15 protein-coding genes are annotated in these 14,070 nt (G+C 68.2%); 10 read left to right on the top strand and 5 right to left on the bottom strand.

What is annotated here, in order from left to right:
• The 7 genes from ABZ297_RS43025 to ABZ297_RS42995 form a co-directional block, all read left to right on the top strand.
• Positions 1 to 900 (top strand): histidine kinase (locus ABZ297_RS43025; RefSeq protein ID WP_355359051.1); only part of this gene is annotated, 900 nt, incomplete at its 5' end.
• Positions 897 to 1,616, top strand: a complete 720-nt coding sequence (locus ABZ297_RS43020) for a response regulator transcription factor (RefSeq protein WP_355359048.1) — start codon at positions 897 to 899, stop codon at positions 1,614 to 1,616. The genes ABZ297_RS43025 and ABZ297_RS43020, both read left to right, overlap by 4 nt.
• A gap of 122 nt (positions 1,617 to 1,738) precedes the next feature.
• Positions 1,739 to 1,966: a hypothetical protein gene (locus ABZ297_RS43015; protein ID WP_355359045.1), complete on the top strand. Its 228-nt coding sequence runs from the start codon at positions 1,739 to 1,741 to the stop codon at positions 1,964 to 1,966.
• Positions 1,967 to 2,623: 657 nt separating this feature from the next.
• Positions 2,624 to 3,619, top strand: coding sequence for an AI-2E family transporter (locus tag ABZ297_RS43010; RefSeq protein ID WP_355359054.1), 996 nt, complete (start codon positions 2,624 to 2,626; stop codon positions 3,617 to 3,619).
• Positions 3,620 to 4,100: 481 nt separating this feature from the next.
• On the top strand, positions 4,101 to 4,544 hold the full coding sequence (locus tag ABZ297_RS43005; RefSeq protein ID WP_355359043.1) for a hypothetical protein: 444 nt from the start codon (positions 4,101 to 4,103) through the stop codon (positions 4,542 to 4,544).
• 285 nt (positions 4,545 to 4,829) lie between these two features.
• The gene (locus ABZ297_RS43000; protein WP_355359040.1) at positions 4,830 to 5,363 is read left to right on the top strand and encodes a MerR family transcriptional regulator; all 534 of its coding nucleotides are present in this window, start codon (positions 4,830 to 4,832) and stop codon (positions 5,361 to 5,363) included.
• A gap of 392 nt (positions 5,364 to 5,755) precedes the next feature.
• Positions 5,756 to 6,313, top strand: a complete 558-nt coding sequence (locus ABZ297_RS42995) for a DinB family protein (protein ID WP_355359037.1) — start codon at positions 5,756 to 5,758, stop codon at positions 6,311 to 6,313.
• Positions 6,314 to 6,316: 3 nt separating this feature from the next.
• On the opposite strand, the gene ABZ297_RS42990 is transcribed toward ABZ297_RS42995, so the two are convergent.
• Together ABZ297_RS42990 and ABZ297_RS42985 are read right to left on the bottom strand one after the other, a co-directional pair.
• Positions 6,317 to 6,670: a hypothetical protein gene (locus ABZ297_RS42990; protein ID WP_355359034.1), complete on the bottom strand. Its 354-nt coding sequence runs from the start codon at positions 6,668 to 6,670 to the stop codon at positions 6,317 to 6,319.
• Positions 6,671 to 6,728: 58 nt separating this feature from the next.
• A complete protein-coding gene (locus tag ABZ297_RS42985) occupies positions 6,729 to 6,911 on the bottom strand; it encodes a hypothetical protein (RefSeq protein WP_355359031.1) in 183 nt (60 codons plus the stop codon).
• Between ABZ297_RS42985 and ABZ297_RS42980 the strand changes: the two genes are divergently transcribed.
• Positions 6,910 to 7,827: a transglycosylase SLT domain-containing protein gene (locus tag ABZ297_RS42980; RefSeq protein ID WP_355359028.1), complete on the top strand. Its 918-nt coding sequence runs from the start codon at positions 6,910 to 6,912 to the stop codon at positions 7,825 to 7,827. The genes ABZ297_RS42985 and ABZ297_RS42980 overlap by 2 nt on opposite strands.
• A 67-nt stretch (positions 7,828 to 7,894) precedes the next feature.
• Here ABZ297_RS42980 and ABZ297_RS42975 read toward each other — a convergent pair whose 3' ends face one another.
• Genes ABZ297_RS42975 through ABZ297_RS42965 form a run of 3 tightly spaced genes read right to left on the bottom strand, consistent with a single transcriptional unit; the run spans position 7,895 to position 12,652 of the window.
• Positions 7,895 to 9,151, bottom strand: a complete 1,257-nt coding sequence (locus ABZ297_RS42975) for an extracellular solute-binding protein (RefSeq protein WP_355359025.1) — start codon at positions 9,149 to 9,151, stop codon at positions 7,895 to 7,897.
• 22 nt (positions 9,152 to 9,173) lie between these two features.
• Positions 9,174 to 11,045: an ABC transporter permease subunit gene (locus tag ABZ297_RS42970; protein ID WP_355359022.1), complete on the bottom strand. Its 1,872-nt coding sequence runs from the start codon at positions 11,043 to 11,045 to the stop codon at positions 9,174 to 9,176.
• Positions 11,042 to 12,652, bottom strand: a complete 1,611-nt coding sequence (locus tag ABZ297_RS42965; RefSeq protein ID WP_355359019.1) for a beta-N-acetylhexosaminidase — start codon at positions 12,650 to 12,652, stop codon at positions 11,042 to 11,044. Before ABZ297_RS42965 ends, ABZ297_RS42970 begins: the two co-directional genes overlap by 4 nt.
• A 555-nt stretch (positions 12,653 to 13,207) precedes the next feature.
• Here ABZ297_RS42965 and ABZ297_RS42960 point away from each other — a divergent pair.
• Together ABZ297_RS42960 and ABZ297_RS42955 are read left to right on the top strand one after the other, a co-directional pair.
• The gene (locus ABZ297_RS42960; protein ID WP_355359016.1) at positions 13,208 to 13,810 is read left to right on the top strand and encodes a TetR/AcrR family transcriptional regulator; all 603 of its coding nucleotides are present in this window, start codon (positions 13,208 to 13,210) and stop codon (positions 13,808 to 13,810) included.
• Positions 13,810 to 14,070, top strand: a 261-nt coding sequence (locus tag ABZ297_RS42955; protein ID WP_355359013.1) for a maleylpyruvate isomerase N-terminal domain-containing protein, incomplete at its 3' end; no start/stop codon positions are given. The genes ABZ297_RS42960 and ABZ297_RS42955, both read left to right, overlap by 1 nt.

Raw genomic sequence — 14,070 nt, 5'->3', positions numbered from 1 at the left:
TGGCGCCACACCCTGCCGGCGGCGCTCGCGCTACAGGCCGGGGTGCTGCTGGCCGCCGCACGCTGGGCGCCGCCCGGCCAGTTCCCCTTCACCGCGGCCGCGCTGAGCGCGATGGCGGCCGCCGCCCTCATGACCGGCCTGTGGATACGACTTCGGCGGGCATACGTGACCTCCCTGGAACGCGACCGCGAGCAGCAGGCACGGCTGGCCGTCGCCGAGGAACGCGCGCGGATGACCCGTGACATGCACGACATCGTTACCCACAACCTGTCGGTCATGGTGGCGCTGGCCGACAGCGCCGCCTACGTCCGCCACAGCGCGCCGGACCGGGCCGCGGCGGCGATGGAGCACATCGCCGCGACAGGACGCCAAGCCCTGCAGGACATGCGCCGCTCCCTGAGCACCGGCGGCGGCCGCGCCACCTCGGGCAAGGACTGCCTCGACGAGCTGCTTCAGCCTGCGCCCGGGATCGCCGAGCTCGGTCCGCTGGCCGAGCGGATGCGCGCGGCCGGACTGGCGACGTGTGTCCGGGTGGCCGGTGACACCGAGGCGGTTCCCGCCGCCGCCCAGCTGACGATCTACCGGCTGGTTCAGGAGGCGCTGACGAACACACTGCGGCACGCGCCCAGGGCCCGCGCCGATGTGCGGGTCGAAGTATCGTCGCACCGTGCCGAGGTGGAGGTCACCGACGTTCGCGATCCGGTTGTGCTTGGCGCCCCTGGGCCCCTCGACGCCGAGACCTGGATGTCCGGGCCCCACTCTGGGCCCCGGGGCGATGGGCGCGGGATCGCGGGCATGCGGGAACGGGTGGCCGCCTACGGCGGGACCCTGGACGCCGGGCCGGTGACGGGCGGCGGATGGCGGGTGTCGGCCGTGCTGGACCTGGGAGCGCCACGATGATCCGGCTGCTGATCGCCGACGACGAGTCGCTGCTGCGGATGGCCTTCCGCATGGTCTTCGAGGCCGAGCCGGACATGGAGGTGGCCGGAGAAGCGGAGGACGGTGAGCAGGCGGCCCGGCTGGCGCGGCACCTGCGTCCGGACGTGGTGCTGATGGACGTGCGCATGCCCGGCCTGGACGGCATCGAGGCCACCCGCAGGATCGTGCGCGACAGCCCGCGCTCGCGCGTGCTCATCCTGACCACCTTCGACCTGGACGAGTACGCCTTCGCCGGGCTGAAGGCCGGAGCGGCCGGGTTCCTGCCGAAGAACACGCGGCCACAGGACCTGCTGAGCGCGATCCGCAACGTCGCGGCGGGAGAGGCGGCGCTGTCGCCGCGCGTCACCCGCCGCGTGCTGGAGAGGTTCGCGCCGCAGATGACGCCGGGGCCCGCCGAGCGGGACGTACGGCTGGCGCAGCTGACCGCGCGCGAGCACGAGGTGCTGATGCAGGTGGCACGCGGGCTGTCCAACGCCGAGGTCGCCGCGGCGTTGCATCTGGCCGAGGTGACGGTCAAGACGCATCTGAGCCGCGTGTTGGTCAAGCTCGGGCTGCGTGATCGCGCCCAGGTGGTGGTCTTCGCCTACGAAAGCGGCCTCATCCGCCCTGCCCCACCGTTATCGGCCCCGCCGGACTCGCCACCCTGCGCCGGCTCGTCAACGACAGCGTCTCCGTAACCGAAGCCGCCCGAACCCTCAAGATCGGCCGATCCACCACCTACACAGCACTCGCAAGGCCCCGACCGGCGCCTACCTCGGCCCGCGGCCCGTTACTGCCGTACTCCGCTGGCACCCCTTGGGTGGGGGCCCTCGTCACCGCCGCTGACAGTGACGGCGACGGCCGGCTCACCCCTCAGAGGTACCGGTCCGTCCTGCAGGCGCTCGGCGCCGACGAAGAGGCGCTCAAGCAGCTCTACGACACCCAGGCCCTCATCTCCGTCGAGGAGGCACAAGCAGCAGTCTTCGCAGGTCAGCAGCAATATCGTTGGATTTACCGCCATTACTGCCGGGACCCTGTCAAGACCTGACGCTCGGTAGGCGTGAAACAGAAGGCAATGACGCATTGTGCCGGTATATATTCACCCTGTCATCATCTTGAGGGGTAGGCCTGCCGATGCAGGGACCGCTCGGGGCATGACGAGCATCCGAACGAAAAGTCCCGTTAGCGGGTGGCCCCAGCCAACTATTTGATCCTCCGCTCGTCCTGCTTGCCGGGCCTGCCCTAGCTTCGGCGTCTATGCCGGTTGAGTTCTTGAGTGATGGTGAGGCGGCCGCGTACGGCCGGAGACGGATGTTGTCCTCGATGTGCCCGGCCCCGGCTAGCGGCGTCTCCTTGGCCGCCTCGCGTAGTGCACACAGCCGGTGACGGTCTGGGCACCGTTTCCGTCACCGCCGGTGATACAGGTTCGCACGGTCTCTCGATCGCACGGATTTCAATTTCCGGCAAAGCTCGATGTTGTCTCGCATGGGGTCGTACACGGGGGAATGGTCTGGGGTGTTGGGGGGCCAGACGTGCCATGACATCTCATGACAAGCCGACTGCGTCGTCCGATCCGAAGGCGGAGCGAGCTCCTGAGGGAACCGTCGAGCGGGCGGTTGAGACAGCCGGCGAGACCGCCACGAGGGAGCGGCCGTTCGGCCGGCAGGGGCGGCCATTCGATCGGCGGTCGCCGTTCTACGTGGGAATGATGGCCGCGGCGGGGGCGGCCACCACCTACGGGGTGATCCTGCTGCTGGGGGTGGCCAAGGACGTGCTGGTGCTCATCGGGCTGGGCCTGTTCATCGCGATCGGGCTCGATCCGGCCGCCAACTGGCTGGTACGGCGGGGGCTGCCGCGCTGGGCAAGCGTGTCGATCATCGTCGTCGCGACGCTGGCGCTGATCGGGGGGTTCCTCGCGCTGGCCATCCCGGTGGTCGTCAGCCAGGTGGGGCAGTTCGTCCATGAGGTGCCCGTCTATCTCCGGGAGGCCACGAGCCAGAACACGTTCATCGGGCGGCTCAACACCCGGTTCGATCTGGCGCACGTCATCCAGAAACTGGGCACCGGGGGGAACGAGATCTCGCTGGTCGGCGGGCTTCTGGGCGCGGGCAAGGCGGTCGTGGGCGCGGCCGCGTCCACGGTGATCGTGCTGGTGCTGACCGTCTACTTCCTCGCCGACATGCCCCGGATCAAGGGCGCCGCCTACCGCTGCATACCCAACTCCCGGCGCCCCCGCGCGATCCTCATCGGCGATGACATCCTGAGCAAGGTCGGCCGGTTCGTCCTCGGCAACCTCATCACCTCCGCGGTCGCCGGCGTTCTCACGTTCATCTGGCTGTTCCTCTTCAATGTCCCGTACGCGCTGCTCCTGTCGCTGTTCGTCGCGCTCATGGACCTGGTCCCCGTCGTGGGCTCCATCATCGGCGGCGTCGTGATCTCCCTGGTGGCCCTGTCGGTCTCCCTCCCGGTCGCGCTGGCCACCGCCGGTTACGTCGTGGCATACCGGCTTTTCGAGGACTATGTCCTGGTCCCGCGTATCATGGGCACAGCCGTCGAGGTCCCCGGAGTGGTCACCCTCATCGCCGTCACCGTCGGCGCCACTCTGCTGGGGATCGTCGGCGCCCTGTTCGCCATTCCCATCGCGGCGGCCCTTCGCCTCATCCTGCAAGAGGTCACGTTTCCCCGCCTCGACAACTCTTGAGTATCACGGGCGTCAAGGACGGATGACAGGCGGATCATCCGTCGGGCGATGTCCTCGACGTGCGCATCGGCCTCGCCGGCGAGGAATGCATCGCGTGCTACGGCGAGGAGGGCGTCCCGGAAGCGCTGTGCGTCGGTGCGTAGCGGTCGTGACGATGGCAACAGCGCCTCCATAAGGGAGATCACCGAGCTGATCGCCTTGCGCACCGATGCCCCGGTCGAGCCGGCGGGGGACAGCGGGCGCAGGGTGTGGCAACCCGCCCTGGCCCGCCTGAACTGCACAGTTACGCCCACCTCGGCTGACATGCTCTCCGCACAGTCTCTGACATCGTTCTGCGTTCGTCTGAGTGCGCGTACGGCCGGCCCTCGACCGGTCGCCCGGACCCAGATAGGACGCGCCTGTCAACCAGCTGTCTATGCCACGTTGATCACTATCCCCGATCGTCGGCGACGACACCGTTCGACATCGCAAAGGATGGGCAGTGAGCAAGCAGCTGACGGGCATTGTCGCCCTGGGGATAGCGGGGTTCATCGTATTGACCGGGTGCGGCGCCAAGTCCGAACCCGCGGCCGCCACACAGCCGGCCGCTGCTGCGTCGGAGAAGACGCAGCAGCCGGAGAAGCCGTCGTCTGACATCGGCGCCGACCCCGCCTGCGCCGAGATCGCCGCGTACCTGAAGGACACCGAGACCGGCGCCGCGCCGGATGCGGTCGGCTTGATCCAGGGGGCCGGGGAACTCAGCGCCAAGCTGGTCGATAAGACCGAGTCTGCCGACCTCAAGCAGGCCTTGGAGATTAACGTCGAGCTGGCGGCGAAGGTGAAGGAGGCGAGCGACGCGGGCGAGGACCCGATGGAGGCGCTGAAGGCCGAGCAGGACCAGATGGACAAGTCGGAGGCGCTGACCAAGAAGGTGTGCGGCATCTGACACGCATGCGGACCGGTCGTGGCGGCATGACCGGCCCCGCGACCGCCCTCAGAGTTACTTTACGGCTGGTCGCACGGACCCGAGTGGAGGGCCAGGAAGAACGGCCAGCTCATCGGAGCGAAATGTAGCGGTAAGACATCGCCCGCCCGCTGCTTAGCGGGACCTTCGTTCCGATGTTCGTCAGCGCCCGGGTGGGAGAGATGTTCGGCTGGCCCTCACATGAGTTGAACCTGACGTTACGTCAGTTTCTAAGCTCGATCATGCATCACCAAGCGAGGGGAAGGCATGTCACGACCTGAAGGGACATGGCGGATCGGCGAGCTGGCCCGCGAGACCGGGCTCACAGTCCGGACGCTGCACCAACTCGGCCTGCTGTCGCCGCTGTCGCGGACCGAGGGCGGGCATCGCAGTTACACCAGCGGCGACGTCCTGCGCCTGCACCGCATTGTTGCGCTACGCAGCCTGGGCATCTCGCTGGAGGAGATCGGGACGCTCCTGGACGGCGAGCCCGACCCGACCGGCCTGCTTCACCGCCAGCTCGAGGTCGTGGAAGAGCGCATCCGCAATGCCTGCGACCTGCGCGCCCGGCTAGTGGACGCCCTGAACAACCTGGGCCGGAACGCCGAACCCTCCATCCGGCAGCTCCTGCAAATCATCGAGGAGACCGTTGCGATGAACGAGCCGATGACCCGAACGCAGTTCGCGGAACTCAAGGAAGAGCTGCAACGGCGGGTACGTGAACTGGGCGACGAGGACGTCGCCGCAGGACCGGCAAGCCCTCGCCGAACTGATCAACCAGTGCGCGCAGGCGGAAACTGATCCTGAGCGGCAGCTGACGGCCTGGGAAGCGCCCGAAACCCTGGGTCTCCTGGTCTGAAAGCCCTGAACCGGGGGGCGGCCGCCATGACGCCTCATCGCAACGGCCCATCGCTGATCGATCACCTCTCCACACGCTCGAATGCCTTCGCGCCGGACCCCACCATGCTCGGCATGCTGGGGTCTACTCGCCTGACGTGCCTCGACGACGTTCAACGGCACCACCCTGTGGTGGGTACTGATCCTTTCCGACCAAGATGATGATTACCCTAAGTGATCACGAGTAGGGCCACGCCCGAACCCGTTGACCATGAGTGCAGGTGTCGTTAATCCGTTGCCGGCCGCCATGCGCATCGCCGATGATTGCGGCCATGGCCACGACTCGACGAGCCGACATGTTCACCGAGGACGGCAAGCCGTCTGACGACGACCCGCGTGAGAACGGACCAACGTTGGGCGACGAGCGCGTCACGCTGGTCGAAGCCCTGCGCTGTGCACGCCTCACATTGGAGATGAAATGCTCAGGGCTTGATGCGGAGGCCATGGCGCGGCGTGCCGTTGAACCATCGACGATGTCGCTCCTGGGGCTGGTGCGACACCTGGCCGAGATGGAGCGTCGGACGTTCCGGGAGATGATGGCGGGACAGGACGTGCCTCCGCTGTTCTGCTCCGACATCGACCGTGACGGTGATTTCGATGGTGCTGTCGCCGACCCCCATGTAGTCACGCAGGCGTGGGAGGCATGGCGTACGGAGGTGGACTTCGCCACGCGACTCGTGGCCGAGGCGCCCAGTCTCGACATCACCGGCGACGATCCCTTGAATCAGCATGGCGGCGGTGGAGGGGCGATGTCGCTGCGCGAGGTGCTGGTCGGAATGATCTGGGAGTATGGCCGCCACATGGGTCACGTCGACCTGTTGCGCGAGCGGATCGATGGACGCATAGGCCAGTAATGATCACGGTAGGGCGCGCCGACCCCGTTGCCGCGCGGTTGGGGGTGGCCCAGTGCACGTACTCGATGGCGCCGCCCTTGGAGACGACGCGGGCGCGAACTCCAGGTCGAGGTCCTCGACGTTGAGGCAGAGGATTTCCTCGGCGCGGGCGGCCGTGTCGTACAGGAGCCGCCACAGCAGTCGTTCGCGTAGGGCGTGGCCGGTGTCGGTGAAGAGCCTCTCCAGCCGGGCGGCCGGGATGGCGCGGTCGCCGCGGCGGGCGAGCTTGCGGCGCTCCAGCCGCCGGGCCGGGTTGGTGGCCGGCAGCTCCTGACGCTGGGCCCAGGGCCGAGCACCACTTTCATCGACTGTCTGCACGACGCGGCCGCGGGGTCGTGCCCGGCCGGCTCCTTCCCGTCGTATGTCAGCGGCGGCGTCAGGACGGCGACAGCCCGGTATCAGAGCGGTCGGCGATGTACGGCGCCGCCGTCACGGTGCGGCTGGTGCCCGCAGCGCAGGCGGATGAGGCCGCGTCCGGGTCATAGCAGTACAGGCCTACCGGGAAGCGGGCGAAGCCCTCCCTCCTGCGGGTGATCCAGGCGATACGGTAGGGCGTCATGAGATCGGTCCACGTCATGATCGCGGCATCCCTCGTAGCCGTCCTCACGGGATGTGGCGGTGAGGCGGACGGATCGACGGCACCAGGGCGGCCCGCCCAGACCACCGCCCCGAGTGCCACCCAGACGCCCTCCCCGCAGGCGCGAGCCATGGAGGTGCCCGCGCCTGATGTCCGCATTCCCACCGACCCCGTCAAGCTGGCCAGTGCTCTCAAGAAGACGACCGCCGCGCTGAACGAGGCGATCGACGGCTGGGACAAGGGGGCGCAGGAGCGGCCGCCGCAGGACGTCGTGCTGCTCTCCCTTCATCAGCAGCGCATCTACCGGGCGATGGCCCGGAGCACGGCGCTGACCCAGGGGGTCGTCACGCGGTTGCCGAAGGGGCTGGCCGCTGAGGCGCGCGACAACACCACGGCCATCGGGAAACTGCTGTCCATGGCCCGTCCGATCAGTGCGGCGCAGCGCAATCGGATGCGCCTGACGGAGCCGCTGCCCGCCGAGCGCTTGCGCGGCTCCATGGTGCGGGCCGAGAAGCGGTTCGGCGTTGAGTGGGAGGTCCTCGCTGCGATCATGCTCGTCGAGACGAAGTTCGGACGGGTCAGGTCGGCGAGCTCCACCGGGGCACAAGGGCCCATGCAGTTCATGCCGGGCACGTGGCGGCAGTACGGGCTGGGCGGGGACGTCCACGACGCGGGTGACGCAGTACTCGCCGCGGCCAATTACCTCAAGGCGTCGGGGGCGCCGCGAGACTACCGGCGTGCGGTGTTCGCCTACAACCACGACACCCGGTACGTGGATGCCGTCCTCGCGCACGCCCGCCAGATCAAGCGCGACTCGCGCAGCTTCTACGCGTACTACAACTGGCAGGTCTTCGTCCTATCCGCGCAGGGCGATGTCCGTCTCACCGGCCCCCGCTGACCTTTTCGAGCATGCCCGGCCAAGGCCGAAAGCGGCGATCGGGTCGAGGCCATGCTCGTAGGGATGCTCAACGCTCGGCGATCTGCTGGAACTTGTTGAGGACGGCGCGTGGGTCGCCGCCGGGTGCGAGAGCGGTGCCCAGCTCCGCGGCCACCGTGCCGCGCAACTCGGCCCAGACCGGCTGCGAAGTCGGGTCGAATCGTGCCTTGGCCACCATGTCGACGATGGGACTGACCTTCGGGTCCTTGCGCATGATCGCCGAGGCGGACGCGGTCGTCGGCAGCAGCCCCTCGACCTTCAGGTACTTGGCGTAGTTGTCGGCCTTGTAGAAGTAGTCGAGAAACTCACGGACCAGCGGCTGGTTGCCGTCCTTCTTGAAGGCCATCAGGTAGTCCTGGATGCCGTGCGTGGCCGGCTGAGCTCCGTGGTTGGTGGGGTGAGTCGTGGCGCCGTACTTGATCCCTGCTTTCTCAACCGGGTCGAGGAAGGCTCGCGTCCCGAAAGACGCGTACACCATGCCCACCTTGCCCTGGGCGAACAGCGGCCATGTGCCGTCGGCGCGGTTGGTCTGGCCCGGGTTCGGCTGGGTGTACCCGTCCTGGATCAGCGACTTGAGGAACTCCAGCGTCTCGACGGCGCGCTCGCCGTTGACGGTCCACTTGCCGTCGGTGCGCCAGTCGCCGCCGTTGGCGCGCATCCAGGTGCCGAACTCGTAGTCGCCGCCCTCGGCGCCGAGCGCCAGCGCGTACGGTACGTAGCCGCCGGGCAGCGCTTTGATCGCCTTGACCGCCGCGCGGAACTCCTCCCACGTGGCCGGAGGCTTGTCGAAGCCGGCCTTCTCCAGGATCGTCTTGTTGTAGTACATGCCGTTGACGGTCGCGACGAACGGCAGGCCGTACTGGGCGCCGTCATAGGAGGCGTTCTCGGCGAAGGACGGCAGGAAGTCCGACAGCACCTCCTTGGACACCACCTCCTCGGCGCGGTACAGCAGACCGGCCTCGGCGTAGTCGGCGAAGACGTTGATGTTCAGGATGTCGGGGAACTGCTTGGTCTGGACCATGGTGTTGACCTGGCTCTGCAGGTTCCCCCAGTCGATCACCTGCAGGTCGACGTTCTTGCCGGGGTGCTCGGCCTCGAAGGATTTGATCAGCTCGTCCCAGTAGGGTCGCGTGCCCTCGGTGTACTGGGCGACGACCAGCTTGATGGAGTGCTGCTCGCCGCCGCCCGAGGCGCCGCCCGACCCGTTGCCGCACGCGGTCAGCGCGAGCACGAGACTGGCGATCGCTGCCAGGCCGCCGAGCCGTGGTCTTCTTCTGGAGGTCATCTCACACCGGTCTTTCTCGTTGTCACTTGGTGCTGCCTGCGGTGAGGCCGCTCACCAGATGCTTCTCGATGAGCGCGAAAAGGATCACCGCCGGCACGATCGCCATCAGCGCCGCGGCGAAGAGGTACTGGTAGTTGGTCTCGTAGAGGCCGATGAATTGCTGGACGCCGACCGTGAGAGGCACGCGGCCGCTCGCCGGGTCGTTGAAGAGCGTCAGCGCGATGACGAACTCGTTCCACACCTGGATGAACGTGAAGATCATCACGGTGACGAGGCCGGGCGCGGCCAGCGGGAGGATCATGCGCAGCATGATCCGGAACTTGCCGAGACCGTCCATCATGGCGGCCTCGTCGATCTCCACGGGGATCGAGCTGAAGTGGGCGTGCAGGATCCACACGGCGAAGGCGAGGTTGAAGGCCGCGTTGATGGCGATGATGACGCCGTAGCTGTTGATCCCGTCCACGAGCAGCGCCTGCCGGTACAACCCGACGAGGAGCGCGACCGCGGGGAACATCTGCGTCACGAGGATCACGCTGAGAAACGCCGTCCGTCCCCTGAAACTGGAGCGGGCCAGCACATAGGCGGCCGGGGCGGCGACGACCAGCACGAGCGCCGTGGAGGCCAGCGCGATGGTGAGGCTGACCCGGAAGTAGTCGGCCAGCGGGATGCGCTGCCACACGTCGGCGTAGTTGGACCACGCCCAGCTGTCGGGCAGGTAGTTCGCCGGGACGGCGAACAGTTCGGCGTCGGTCTTGAGCGAGCCGAACAACATCGCGGCGTAGGGCGCGATGAAGAACATCGCCACCGCGAACCCGATGACCGGGAGCACGACGGGGCGGATCCGCGTCCACCCACGGCCCGCCCGCATCAGCACCGGCCTGTTACGCGTGGCCGCTGCCGGGCGCCGCGGGGAGACGGTGGGGCGCTCCTCCGCGGGCGCGGCCGGCGGGGTCGCGGGTGCACTGTCGCCGGCCGCAGGGTTGCGGTGCGGCCGCAGCACCAGCACGAAGGCCAGGATGAGCAGCAGCAGGAAGACCACGTTGAGGACGCCGAGCGCCGCCGCCTCACCCGCGTCGAGCTGCGCGGTGAACGCGATCTTGTACAGCCACGTCACGGTCGTGTCGGCGTGGTTCCCCGACGTCTTGCCCATGATCACCCAGATGACGGTGAACGCGTTGAAGACGTGCAGCATGTTGAGGACCAGCGCGATCATGAGCGACGGCCGCAGGATCGGCAGCGTCACCCGCCGCCAGGACGCCCACGCGCTCGCACCGTCGATCTTCGCGGCCTCCAGCACGTCGTGCGGCACCGTCTGTAACCCGGACAGCAACACGTACGTGGTGAACGGCATCGAGGTGATGATCCCGACCGCCATGATCGAATACAGCGCCGTGGAGGGGTCCTTGTACCAGTCGACTGGCGCGGAGATGATCGACAGATCCATCAGCAGGCGGTTGAGCAGGCCGTTGCCTCCCTCGTAGATGAAGCGCCACACGGTCGCGGTCATCACCAGCGAGGTCGCCCACGGCACCACCAGCGCGAGCCTGACGAACTTCCGGCCGAAGAAGTCCTTGGACAGGAACTGCGCCAGCGCGAGCGAGAGCAGCATGGTCAGCCCGACGACGATCACCAGCCACAGCAGCGTGTTGCCGACCACGAGGCCGAGCGCGTCCTCCCGGAGGAGCCTGACGTAGTTGTCCAGCCCGGCCACGCCCCTGACCAGCCCGATCCTGCTGACGTCGAGGAAGGACATCCAGACCATGTACAGGGCGGGAAAGCCGACGACACACGCGATGAGGACCGTGCTCGGCGTGAGCCAGCGCCAGGGCGCAGTGCGATGCCACAGGTCAGCAGCTCGGCTTGCCAGAGCGGGGCCCGCCGTTCGCATGCTCATCGGGGGTTTCGGAGGTTGGCGGTCCAGGCGTCGAGCGTTGCCTGCCACTGCGCCGGTTCCTCCGGTCTGCCGGGCACCCCCGGCCGCCTCTGCCAGGGCAACGGGCCGGACTCGCGCCGGTACTCCACCCCGATCGCGTCCAGCCGCGGCAGGTGGGCGGCCAGGCGGCGGCGGAAGTCAGGCAGGTCCCGCTCGGGTCCTGACCATACGGTTTCCGCGAACGCCGCCAGCCGGGGGAAGGCCATGTAGTCGACGTGCCGGGTGGAGTCGATCAGCTCGGTCCAGATCCCGCACTGGGCCCCCAGGACGCGTTCGGCGGCAGGGTCCCCGCGCAGTTCGGCCGGGATGGGTTCGAAGGCGTAGACGTCCTCGAGGGTGAGGACGGTCCTGAACGGCACGGGCTCGTCCTCGCGCTCGCTCTGCCGATAGTCAAAGTAGACGGCGGTGTTGGAGCAGTTGACGACGTCGTGCCCGGCGCGGGCGGCGGCCACCGCGCCCAGGTCGGCCCGCCAGGCGGCCACCATCGCCCCTGGAGCGAGCCCGCCCTCCAGGATCTCGTCCCAGCCGACCAGGCGCCGCCCTCGTTCGGCCAGGTACTCGTCGAACTGGTGGATGAACCAGCTCTGCAACTCCTCCTCGTCGCGCAGCCCCAGTTCGGCGATGCGGCGGTGGGCCGACGGGCTGGCGCGCCACTGGTCCTTGGGGCACTCGTCCCCGCCGACGCACACGTACGGGCTTGGGAACAGGTCCAGCACCTCGTCGAAGACATTCTTGAAGAAGGCGATCGTGGCGTCCTCGACGTTCAGCACGTTGAGGCCGACCCCCCAGGTGGTGCGCACGTCGAGCGGGGTGTCGAGGTTGCCCAGCTCGGGGTAGGCGGCGATGGCCGACTGGGTGTGCCCAGGCAGGTCGATCTCGGGTACGACCGAGATGTGGCGGCGCGCGGCGTAGGCGACGATCTCCCGGATGTCGTCCTGGGTGTAGAAACCGCCGTGCGGTAGGCCGTCCATCTCGCCCATCCAGCCGACCTGGCTCTCCTCGCGCCAGGAGCCGATCTCGGTCAGGCGCGGGTAGCGCTTGATCTCGATGCGCCAGCCCTGGTCGTCGGTCAGGTGCAGGTGCAGGACGTTCAGCTTGTGCAGAGCCATCAGGTCGATGAAGCGCAGCACGTCCGCCTTGGTCATGAAGTGCCGAGCGACGTCGAGGATCGCGCCGCGCCAGGCGAAACGCGGGCGGTCCTCCACGTGTACGGCGGGCAGTTCCAGCGGTCCGCCGGACCCCGCCCTGCGGAAGGCGTCGGGCGGCATGAGCTGGCGCAGCGTCTGCGCCCCGTAGAAGGCCCCGGCCGCCGACCCGGCGTCGAGTGCGACCCTGTCGGGCGCGACGGTCAGCCGGTAGGCCTCGGGCGGCAGGTCGTCGAGGCCGAGCCTGATCGTCGCCGGGCCCGGACTGCTGGGCAGCAGCTCGCCGCCGGTGACCGGGCTGAGCTCGCCGCGCAGCCAGGCCGCGACCTCGCCGAGCGCGGGATCGGCGGTGAGCGCAGTTCTCCGGTCGATGACGAAGCGGCCGGGGCCGGCCTCGTACTGCAGGGGCTTGGGGACGATCACTACCGGGCCTCCTGGGACAGATGATGATGGTGGCGTCGTCGGCTCTCGCCTGACATCGACGGTGGAGGGGCGGTCGCCGGTGTAGAGCTGGATCTCCGCCAGGGCGTGGGCTTCACGCCCTTGGCGTGTGTGACGGCGTCAGCGGTCGGTGGGAGGGCGTCGTTCCGTCCTTCGCCGCCGACCCTTGAGTCGTGCCCGACCGGACCCCAGTAGTCGCCGGACGTCGTCCATGACAGGTCAGAGACCAGCGCCCGCCCGATCTCACCCACGTGCCCGAACGACATCAGGCTCGTTCCTCCTCTACCCACTTACGCAGGAACCCTTCATTAGTAGCACCGGCCCAGATGGAGGGTCAACGCTCATTTCTGCCCAGAATCCGGCGACTTGGCCCATCTTCGAGCGCTCCCCGGCTGGCGTGATGAATCGGGACTTGTAGAGGAGACCTGCGTTAGGACGGCGATGGCCACACTTCGCGGCGGCGACCGGTCACACCTCAGGCAGCTCAACGCCCCGACCGCCTTGACGCCGGCCGAACGCCATGCGACATTTCTCATCGTGTTAGGAGAACCGATCCGCGATAGAAGAACCGAACGCCATGAGCGGACGAAGGCCGAGATCCTCGAGGCGGCCTGGCAGATCGCCCGCACCGAGGGCCTGGCCGGGCTCACGCTGCGGGACGTGGCTCGCAAGGTGGGGATGCGGGCCCCGTCGGTCTACTCCTACTTCGACTCCAAGAACGCCATCTACGACGCGATGTTCGCCCAGGGCTGCCAGGAGTTCCTCAGGCGCGGGTCGCGGCTCGTGGTCACCGGCGATCCGCAGGCGGATCTGCGTGTGGGCAGCCGGATGTTCATCGAGTTCTGCACCGAGGATCCGGTCCGCTACCAGCTGCTGTTCCAGCGCACGATTCCCGGTTTCGAGCCGTCCACCGGCTCCTACGCGCTGGCGGTGCAAGCGCTGGAGACGATCCGGGCGCGGTTGGTGGAGATCGGCATCGACGACCCGGCGGCGCTGGACATGCTCACCGCCCTGACCACCGGGCTGGCCGACCAGCAGATCTCCAACGATCCCGGCGGCGACCGCTGGCTCAAACTGATCGACGAGGCCATGGAGATGTTCTTCGCCCACTGGCACAACCGCATTCCCAGGAGGTCCTGATGCCCAGCGCATCGACGGCGACCCGGTCGCCGCACGGCTTAGATCGACGCCAGGCCGCGGCCCTGGCCGCAGCCGAGTACTCCCGCTTCGTGGACCTGGTCCGATCGCTGGGCCCCGAGGACTGGTCCCGGCAGACCGACTGCCCGGCCTGGGACGTGCGGGCCATGGTCGCGCACGTGCTGGGCGCGATGGAGTTCGTCGCCTCGCCGCGCCAGAGCCTCCACCAACTGCGGGCGGGCAGGCGGGCTGCGGGTGAGCGG

Origin of the sequence: Nonomuraea sp. NPDC005983 (genome assembly GCF_040614375.1) — a bacterium.
GTDB lineage: Bacteria > Actinomycetota > Actinomycetes > Streptosporangiales > Streptosporangiaceae > Nonomuraea.
The sequence above is the reverse complement of the archived record's forward strand: the minus strand, read 5'-3'. Positions and strand labels throughout refer to the sequence as shown.